Origin of the sequence: Actinomycetospora sp., from assembly GCF_036497245.1 — a bacterium.
GTDB lineage: Bacteria > Actinomycetota > Actinomycetes > Mycobacteriales > Pseudonocardiaceae > Actinomycetospora.
In genome coordinates this window covers 1-9,019 of sequence record NZ_DASXJS010000168.1, presented here as the reverse complement: position 1 = coordinate 9,019, position 9,019 = coordinate 1, and the positions used below count along the sequence as shown (strand labels likewise).

10 protein-coding genes are annotated in these 9,019 nt (G+C 71.8%); 6 read left to right on the top strand and 4 right to left on the bottom strand.

All coding sequences use genetic code 11. From position 1 onward, the window contains the following. The coding region (gene cysD / locus VGI02_RS17895) for a sulfate adenylyltransferase subunit CysD (protein ID WP_331629276.1) at window positions 1–823 on the top strand (823 nt) is incomplete at its 5' end. Beyond that, on the top strand, window positions 824–2,071 hold the full coding sequence (gene cysN, locus VGI02_RS17890; protein ID WP_331629274.1) for a sulfate adenylyltransferase subunit CysN: 1,248 nt from the start codon (window positions 824–826) through the stop codon (window positions 2,069–2,071). A gap of 82 nt (window positions 2,072–2,153) precedes the next feature. Here the strand turns inward: cysN and VGI02_RS17885 are convergent, their stop codons facing one another. The 3 genes from VGI02_RS17885 to VGI02_RS17875 all read right to left on the bottom strand — a co-directional run bounded on the left by VGI02_RS17885 (window position 2,154) and on the right by VGI02_RS17875 (window position 4,855). Next, window positions 2,154–2,972: an alpha/beta fold hydrolase gene (locus VGI02_RS17885; protein WP_331629272.1), complete on the bottom strand. Its 819-nt coding sequence runs from the start codon at window positions 2,970–2,972 to the stop codon at window positions 2,154–2,156. 150 nt (window positions 2,973–3,122) lie between these two features. Further along, window positions 3,123–3,824: an HAD-IA family hydrolase gene (locus tag VGI02_RS17880; protein WP_331629270.1), complete on the bottom strand. Its 702-nt coding sequence runs from the start codon at window positions 3,822–3,824 to the stop codon at window positions 3,123–3,125. Continuing rightward, window positions 3,821–4,855, bottom strand: a complete 1,035-nt coding sequence (locus VGI02_RS17875) for a zinc-binding dehydrogenase (protein WP_331629268.1) — start codon at window positions 4,853–4,855, stop codon at window positions 3,821–3,823. Before VGI02_RS17875 ends, VGI02_RS17880 begins: the two co-directional genes overlap by 4 nt. A 96-nt stretch (window positions 4,856–4,951) precedes the next feature. Here VGI02_RS17875 and VGI02_RS17870 point away from each other — a divergent pair, with 96 nt between their 5' ends. Next, on the top strand, window positions 4,952–5,470 hold the full coding sequence (locus VGI02_RS17870) for a TetR/AcrR family transcriptional regulator (protein WP_331629266.1): 519 nt from the start codon (window positions 4,952–4,954) through the stop codon (window positions 5,468–5,470). A 62-nt stretch (window positions 5,471–5,532) separates the two neighbouring features. On the opposite strand, the gene VGI02_RS17865 is transcribed toward VGI02_RS17870, so the two are convergent. After that, complete coding sequence (locus tag VGI02_RS17865; protein ID WP_331629264.1) at window positions 5,533–6,021, bottom strand: beta-class carbonic anhydrase; 489 nt, start codon at window positions 6,019–6,021, stop codon at window positions 5,533–5,535. Between the two features lie 240 nt (window positions 6,022–6,261). Here VGI02_RS17865 and VGI02_RS17860 point away from each other — a divergent pair, with 240 nt between their 5' ends. The 3 genes from VGI02_RS17860 to VGI02_RS17850 all read left to right on the top strand — a co-directional run bounded on the left by VGI02_RS17860 (window position 6,262) and on the right by VGI02_RS17850 (window position 8,884). Next, window positions 6,262–7,479: an acyl-CoA dehydrogenase family protein gene (locus VGI02_RS17860; RefSeq protein ID WP_331629262.1), complete on the top strand. Its 1,218-nt coding sequence runs from the start codon at window positions 6,262–6,264 to the stop codon at window positions 7,477–7,479. Window positions 7,480–7,619: 140 nt separating this feature from the next. Beyond that, window positions 7,620–8,132, top strand: a complete 513-nt coding sequence (gene msrA, locus VGI02_RS17855) for a peptide-methionine (S)-S-oxide reductase MsrA (protein WP_331629260.1) — start codon at window positions 7,620–7,622, stop codon at window positions 8,130–8,132. 38 nt (window positions 8,133–8,170) lie between these two features. Further along, on the top strand, window positions 8,171–8,884 hold the full coding sequence (locus tag VGI02_RS17850; protein ID WP_331629258.1) for a GNAT family N-acetyltransferase: 714 nt from the start codon (window positions 8,171–8,173) through the stop codon (window positions 8,882–8,884). The last annotated feature ends 135 nt before the right edge of the window (window positions 8,885–9,019 follow it).

Sequence of the window (9,019 nt, the reverse complement as noted above, 5' to 3'; positions counted from 1 at the left end):
CGACCGCCCGGTGATCCTCTTCTCCGGCGGCAAGGACTCGATGCTGCTCGTGCACCTGGCGCGGAAGGCGTTCTGGCCCGCGCCGGTGCCGTTCCCGGTCCTACACGTCGACACCGGGCACAACTTCGACGAGGTCATCGCGTTCCGGGACGAGGTCGTCGAGCGCTACGGCCTGACGCTCGAGGTCGCGAAGGTCCAGGACTACCTCGACGACGGGCGCCTCACCGAGCGCGCCGACGGCACCCGCAACCCGCTGCAGACCACTCCCCTGCTCGACGCGATCGCCGACAATCGTCACGACGCGGTCTTCGGCGGCGGGCGACGCGACGAGGAGCGCGCGCGGGCCAAGGAGCGCATTTTCAGCCTGCGCACCGCATTCGGCGCGTGGGAGCCCTCGCGGCAGCGTCCCGAGCTGTGGAACCTCTACAACGGCCGCCACAAGCCGGGCGAGCACGTGCGCGTGTTCCCGCTGTCGAACTGGACCGAGCTCGACGTGTGGCGCTACATCGCCCGCGAGGGCATCGAGCTGCCGACGATCTACTACGCCCACCAGCGCGACGTGTTCTCCCGCGACGGCATGTGGCTGACCGCCGGACCGTGGGGCGGTGCGCGCGACGACGAGCAGGTCGAGTCGAAGACCGTGCGCTACCGCACCGTCGGGGACGGGTCGTGCACCGGCGCCGTCGAGTCCACGGCCACGACGCTGGACGAAGTGCTCGCCGAGGTCCGCGAGTCCCGGCTGACCGAGCGCGGCGCGACGCGCGCGGACGACCGGCTCTCCGAGGCCGCCATGGAGGACCGCAAGAAGGAAGGCTATTTCTAAATGGGTACCGATCTTCTGCGGTTGGCGACGGCGGGTTCGGTCGACGACGGCAAGTCCACCCTCGTCGGGCGGCTGCTCTACGACACCAAGTCGGTGCTGGCCGACCAGATGGAGGCCGTCGAGCGCGCCACGCAGGGTGGCGGCGACCCCGACCTGTCGTTGCTGGTCGATGGCCTGCGCTCCGAGCGCGAGCAGGGCATCACGATCGACGTGGCGTACCGCTACTTCGCGACGCCGCGACGCTCGTTCGTCCTCGCCGACACCCCCGGCCACGTCCAGTACACCCGAAACACCGTCACCGGCGCCTCGACCGCACAGCTCGCGGTGCTGCTGGTCGACGCGCGCCACGGCGTCGTCGAGCAGACCCGGCGCCACGCCGCGGTGATGGCGCTGCTGCGGGTGCCGCGCCTGGTGCTCGCCGTCAACAAGATCGACCTCGTCGACTACGACGAGGGCACCTACCTCACGATCGCCAAGGAGTTCGTCGAGATCGCGCAGTCGCTCGGGTACGCCGAGGACGCCGTGGTGACCATCCCGGTGTCGGCGAAGGTCGGCGACAACGTCGTGGCGCCCTCCGAGAAGACCCCCTGGTACGACGGGCCGACGCTGCTCGACCACCTGGAGTCCGTGCCGGTCGCCGGTCCCGACGCCGCGGCGCCGTTCCGGTTCCCGGTGCAGACCGTCATCCGCCCGCGCACCCCCGACCACCCCGACTACCGCGGCTACGCGGGCCTCGTCGGGGCGGGCACGGTCCGCGTCGGCGACGCCGTGACGGTCCTTCCCGACGGCCAGCGCACGACGATCGAGGGCATCGACCGGTTCGAGGGCTCGCAGGAGTCCGCGTCGGCAGGCGACAGCGTCGTGCTGCGCCTCGCCGACGACCTCGGGGTCGCCCGCGGCGCGGTGATCGCCGCCGCCGACGACGCCCCGGAGCCGGTCACCGAGTTCGAGGCCACCCTGGCCTGGCTGCACGAGAAGCCCCTGGTGCCCGGGCGTCGGCTGCTCGTCAAGCACGGCACCCACACCGTGCAGGGCATGATCACGGCGGTGCTCGACCGGCTCGACGTGCAGACGCTCGCCCGCGAGCCCGACCCGGACGGCCTGGAGATCAACGACATCGGGCACGTCGCGATCACCGTGGCCGAGCCGCTGCCGCTCGACGACTACGACCGCGTCGCCGCGACCGGTTCGTTCCTCGTCATCGACCCGCAGACCGGGGACACGCTGGCGGCGGGGATGCGGGCGTAGGTGCCCGACCCCCGCCGAGTGGACGCGCACGGCTGTGTCCGCAGCCCTCCGGGTCCACTCGGCTAGGTCGTGGCGCCCGAGATCAGCTGATGAAGGCGAGGATGTCCTTGTCGAGGGCTTCCTGGTACGGGCCCCCGATGCCGTGGGGCGCCCCCGGGTAGATCTTGAGTTCGGCGTGCTTGACCAGCTTGATCGCCTTCCGCGCGGCGTCCGCGATCGGCACGATCTGGTCGTCGTCGCCCTGGGCGATCACCATCGGGACGTCGATCGCCTTCAGGTCCTCGGTGAAGTCGGTCTCGGAGAACGCCTTGACGCAATCGTAGGCGGCCGCGAGCCCGACGGTCATTCCCTGGCGCCAGAAGTCGTCGCGGGCGCCCTGGGAAATCTGACTGCCTTCCCGATTGGCGCCGTAGAACGGCCCGGACAGATCCTGGTAGAACTGTGAGCGATCCTTCAGGACGCCCGCACGAATCTCGTCGAAGGCCTCGCGCGGAAGGCCCTCGGGGTTGCTGTCGGACTTGATCATGACTGGCGGGACCGCGCCCGCCGTGAAGATCTTGCTGACCCGCCCGTTGGCGGCCCGGGCCGCGTAGCGCACGACCTCGCCGCCGCCGGTCGAGTGGCCCACGAGGACCACATCGCGCAGGTCGAGGTTCTCGATGAGCGAGGCGAGGTCGGCGACGTAGGTGTCCATGTCGTTGCCGTCCCAGGTCTGGGACGAACGGCCGTGCCCGCGGCGGTCGTGGGCGATCCCGCGGAAGCCGTGGTCGGCGACCATCTTCATCTCGACGTCCCACGCGTCCGCGGTGAGGGGCCACCCGTGGCTGAACACCACGGGCCGGCCGCTCCCCCAGTCCTTGTAGAACGTCTGCGCGCCATCGGGTGCTGTGTTGTACGGCATATGGTTCTCCGAGCGGTCGGGAGAATGGCTGAACCCGACGATCGTGCCCAGATCTCGGTCGCATTCGCATCGGCCATGCGGCCGTACTCGTGACGACGAAATCGAGTACTCCGCGACCCGTGAACACGAAGTGCGCGGATATCGACACGTTCAGTTCATCACCGCGGAGTGCATCACCTCCGCCATCGAACCGACGTGCAGATCGGGCACCGTCATCTCCCCCGGTGCCGGGGTGGCCCCGAACCCTTCCCGCCCGCGGCGGCGCTGGACCCAGCAGGTCGCGAGTCCGAGCCGGTGGGCGGCCCCGATGTCGTGGTACTGGCTCTGGGCGACGTGCAGCACCTCGTCGCGTACGACCCCGGCCGCTGCCAACCGCTCCAGCGCCGTCTCGAACATCCGCGGGTCCGGCTTGTTGACGCCCACCTCGTCCACGGTGACCCCGTCGGCGAACGGCTCGCCGAGGGTCGCCGCCATCGCGTCCAGGGCGGTTCGATCGGCGTTCGTCACCGCGAGGAGCAGGAACCGCTCCCGCAACGTCGCCAGCGCCTCGACCGCGTCCGGGAACGCCGGCCACGTCGCGATCGAGCGTCGCAGCGGCGAGGGTCCCGAACCCCCGTCGAGACCCGGCATCCCGAGCGCCTCCGCGAGTCGCACCGAGATCGGGTCGAGCATCGCGGTGAACGGCATCTCCGGGGTCAGCCGCAGCTGGATGTCCTCGGCCGCGCCGAACGCGGCCAGCACCGCCTCGTCGTCGGGACCCTCGCCTACCGACCGGACGCAGTCCAGGATCCCGGTCTCGAAGTCGATGAGGGTGCCGACGACGTCGAACGTGATCGCCTTGACGCCGTTCACGCCGTCACCACGAGCTTCCCGACGAAGTCCTTCGCCACGAAGTCGGCCTGGGCGCGGCCCAGTTCCGCGAGCGGGTACCGCCCGGCGACCAGGGGGCGCAGCGCGCCGCGGTTCGCGAGGTCGACGACGGCGGCGAAGTCGGCGTGGGTCCCGAACGACGAGCCGACGACGGTGAGCTGGCGCAGGTAGATCGTGCGCAGGTCGGTCTCCACGATCGGGCCGGCGATCGCCCCCGCGACGACGTAGCGCCCCAGCGGCGCGAGCACCCGCAGCAGGTCGACGAAGGCCTTGCCGGCCACCACGTCGGCGACGACGTCGACCTCGTCGATCCCGGCGGCGTGCAGGGCGGTGGGGAGATCGGCGTCGCGGGCGACGACGACGTCCGCCCCCAGCGCGCGGATCGCCGCGTGCTTGGCCTCGGCCGCGACCGCCACCACCCGGGCACCGCGGTCCTTCGCGATCTGCACCGCCGCCGACCCGACCCCGCCCGAGGCTCCGGTGACGAGCACCGTCTCGGCGCGGGCGAGCCCGGCGCGCCCGAGCATGCGCATCGCGGTGGTGGCCGCGGTCGGCAGGCTCGCGAGCTCGGCGTCGTCGAGATCGCCACGCACCGCGTGCGCGTTCCCGACCGGCACCGTCACCAGCTCGGCGAACCCGCCGTCGCGCTCGCTGCCGAGGTAGTCGGTGACGACGAGGGCCCGCTCGTCGCCGTCGTAGATCATCGGGTCGACGAGGACGCGCTCACCGACCCGGGTGGACGGCACGCCCGGACCGACCGCGTCGATCTCCCCCGCGACGTCGGCGCCCTGGATACGCGGGAACGTGAACGCCTCGCGCCGCCAGCCGTGGACCGCGTCGGGGTCGTCGGGAGCGCCGTAGGCCCCCTCGCGCGTCCAGATGTCGGTGTTGTTGAGCGCGGCGGCCCGGACCCGGATCCGGACCTCGCCGGGCCCGGGCTCCGGGTCGGGCACGTCCTCGCGGTACTCCAGCGCGTCCGGCCCGCCGTGACGGGTGAGCAGTACGGCCCGCATCGTTCTCCTCCAGTGGTATACCGATCGGTTTAGTAGGGCCGAGAGAACACGGGCGGCAGCTGTCATGTCAACCCACCGGTCGGTATAGTTTTCGGCATGACGACACCTGCCGGTCGCGAGCTGCTGGAGCGCGCCTCCGAGCTGTTCTACGACGACGGCATCACCGCGGTGGGGGTCGCGGGCATCGCCGACGCGGCCGGGGTCACGAAGAAGACGCTCTACGACTGCTTCGGCTCGAAGGCGACGCTCGTGGCGGCCTATCTACGGCAGCGGCACGAGCGGTGGTGGTCGTACCTTCAGGAGAGGCTCGCCGAGGAGCCGTCGGTGCTCACGGTGTTCGACACCTATCTCGCTCATCCGTGGTTCGACACCGAGCGCGGTTGCGCCTTCCAGCGCGCGGCCGCGGAACTGCCGGACGGCCATCCCGGGCGCGTGGTGATCCGCGAGCACAAGGAGGCGGTGCGCGGGGAGATCGCGCGGCTGGTGGGCGGCGACGAGGCGCTCACCGAGCACCTGTTCCTGCTGCTCGAGGGCGCGGTGGCCCGGCGCGGGACCGAGGGCACGACGGCGGGCCTCGACGCGGCCCGGGAGGTGGCCTCCGCACTGGTGCGCTGACGCGCTCGTGAGCACTTTCCGGTGCTATGGCACCGGAAAGTGCTCACGAGGGCTCCGCCCACCTACTTCACTTCGCTCAGCTTCCCGGTCGCCACGTCGAAGACGAACCCGCGGACCGAGTCCTTGTTCTTCACGAACGGGCTGTCGGTGATCCGCTTGATGGAGTCGCGGACGTCGCCCTCGAGGTCAGGGAAAGCGTTGGCCGTCCACGAGGGGCGCTCGCCGGCGGCGTCCTCGAGGATGCCGGCGAACTGCTCGTCGGTGAACGTCAGCATGCCGCAGTCGGTGTGGTGGATCAGCACGATCTCCTCGGTGCCGAGCAGGTGCTGGCTGATCGCGAGGGAGCGGATCGTGTCGTCGGCGACGATGCCGCCGGCGTTGCGGATGACGTGCGAGTCGCCCTCGTTCAGGCCCAGCACGCCGTAGACGTTGATGCGCGCGTCCATGCACGCGACGACGGCGGTCTTGCGGGCGGGCGGGAGCGGCAGCGGGCCGGAGAAGCCGGCGGCGTAGGTCTGGTTGTTCTGCAGGTAGTCGTCGGTGACCGACATGGGCGTCCTTCCGGGACGTTCGGAGTTCGAGGAATTCAGGGCGCAGCACGGACCGGCCGCACAGAACACGCGGGACTTCCGAGGAGGGCGCGGGCTCACGCGGCCCGGCGACACCACTGATCGAACTCCTGGCCACGGCGGCTGGGCCAGAAGGCCTCGAGGCCGCACGCGCACATGCGCATGATTCGACCGCACTTGCAGGTGGGGGCGCAAGGCAGCGCACATGGTGGGATCGGCCGCGTGAGCGCTGCGCCGTCATCGACCGGGACCTCCCCTGCCGCCCTGGGCTCGCCCGCCGTGGCCGCCCTGCTCGCCGAGATCGGAGCCGGGGCCGCCGAGCGCGAGCTGGCCGACGAGAGCCCGTTCGAGCAGGTCGCGGCGGTCGCGCGGGCCGGGCTCGGCGCGCTGTCCCTGCCCGTCGACGAGGGAGGGCAGGGCGCGTCGATCCCGGAGGTGTTGGCCTTCGTCGTCGACCTGGCCGAGGCCGACCCCGTCGTCGCGCACGTGCTGCGCACCCACTACAGCCAGGTGCTGAGCTTCCTGCGGATCGAGGATCCCGACGTGCGCAGGCGCTGGCTCGACGAGGTCCGCGCCGGGAAGGTCTTCGGGAACGCGATCAGCGAGACCGGCGCCGTCTCCGCCGGGTCGCACGACTTCACGACGCGGCTCGACGAGATCGACGGCCGGCTCGTGCTCAACGGTACGAAGTACTACAGCACCGGGACGATGTACTCGGACCGGATCGCGGTGGCGGCCCGCGTCGAGGGCGACCGGCTCGCGACGGTCCTCGTCCCGACCGACCGCGAGGGCGTCACCGTGGTCGACGACTGGGACGGAATGGGCCAGCGCCGCACCGGCACCGGCACGACGTCGTTCCGCGACGTCGTCGTCGCCCCCGACGAGGTCCTCGGCGTGCGGGCCCGCGTCACCCCGCGCCCGGCCGGGGACGTGCCGTTCCTGCAGCTCTACCTGCACGCGGTGATCGCGGGCATCCTGCGCAGCGTGGTGACCGATGCCGCCGCGCTCGTCCGCAGCCGGTCGCGGACGTTCGACCACGCGCCCGCCCCGCGGGCGGTCGACGACCCGATCCTGCAGGAGACCGTCGGGCGGCTGGCAGCCACGGCGTGGATCGCGGAGTCGGCGGTGGCCACCGCGGCGGGGACCGTCGAGGCCGCCGAGGCGGCGGTCCGTGCCGGCGGGCCGACCGAGGAGGTGGGGCGCACCGCGTCGATCGCGATCTGCGCGGTGAAGGTGCACCTGGACCGTGTGGCGACCGACGCGGCGACGGCGCTGTTCGACGTCGGCGGCGCGTCGGCGTCCGGCCGGGCGCGCAACCTGGACCGGCACTGGCGCAACATCCGCACGATCACGCTGCACAACCCGGCCTCGTACAAGGCGACCGCGCTCGGCCGGCTGCGCATCAGCGACGAGGCGCTGCCGACCAACGGATACTTCTAGGTGGCCTGCGGCCTTGTGAGCACTTTCCGGTGCTATAGCCCCCGAAAGTGCTCACGAGCGCGAAGCGCACCTGCATGGAACGTCCCGGGACCCGGACGTGTTGCACGAGGAGTCGGACCAGCACGAAGGAGGACCACACGATGGCCACAGAGACCGCGATCCTCGCGGCCGGATGCTTCTGGGGTGCCCAGGAGCTGCTACGTCACCGGTCGGGCGTGATCTCCACGCGCGTCGGCTACTCCGGCGGCGACGTCCCGAACGCGACCTACCGCAACCACGGCGACCACGCCGAGGCCGTCGAGATCGTGTTCGACCCCGAGGTCATCTCGTTCCGCGAGATCCTCGAGTTCTTCTTCCAGATCCACGACCCGTCGACGAAGAACCGCCAGGGCAACGACGTCGGGCGCAGCTACCGGTCGGCGATCTACTACACCTCCGACGAGCAGCGCCGGGTCGCCCTCGACACCATCGCCGACGTCGACGCCTCCGGCCTGTGGCCGGGCAAGGTCGTCACCGAGGTCACCGAGGCCGGCCCGTTCTGGGAGGCCGAGCCCGACCACCAGGACTACCTGCAGAAGATCCCCTACGGCTACACGTGCCACTTCGTGCGGCCGGGGTGGGTCCTTCCGCGACGGGCCACGCAGGACGCGTAGGTGGCCTCCGGCGCACCGACCGACAGGGAGGACACCGGGTGAACGCACCCGCCACGACTGCGCTCGACGAGCCCGTCCGCGCCGCGCTCGACGGGCCCCACGCACACCTGGCCGTCCGTCACGGTGCCGCCGTGCGCTACCACCCTGACGTCGCGCCGTTCCTCGCGCCGCCGGGTGACGCCGCGGAGTGGGACGACGCGGTCACGCTCGCCGGCCCGGGCGGGGTCCTCGTCGTGCGCACCATGACGCCGCTGGACCCGCCGCCGGGCTGGGAGGTCGTCCGCCACCTGCCCGGGGTGCAGATGGTGCTCGACGACGCCGCACCCGCCGCCCCCGACGCCGGCCTCGAGACGCTGGGGGACGACGACGTCGACGCCATGCTCGCGCTGGTGGGGCGCACCGAGCCCGGCCCGTTCGCGCGTCGCACCCACGAGCTGGGCACCTACCTCGGCGTCCACGACGACCTCCTCGGGCTCGTCGCGATGGCGGGCGAGCGCCTGCGGGTGCCCGGCGCCACCGAGATCAGCGCGGTCTGCACCGACCCCGCCGCCCGCGGGCGCGGCCTCGCGACCCGCCTCGTCCTCGCCCTCGCGGCCGGTATCCGCGCCCGCGACGAGCTGCCCATCCTGCACGCGGCCGCCGACAACACGACGGCCATCCGCCTCTACTCCCAGCTCGGTTTCACGGTGCGGTCCGAGCCGAGCTTCGTGGCGGTCCGCGCCCTGCACCTCCCCGAGGAGGCCCGGTCATGAGCAACCCCCCGTTCCACCTGGCGATCGCGCTCGACGGCACCGGGTGGCACCCGGCGTCGTGGCGCGAACCGGGCGCCCGCCCCGCCGACCAGTACGGCGCGGACTTCTGGGTCGACCAGGTCCGTGCGGCCGAGT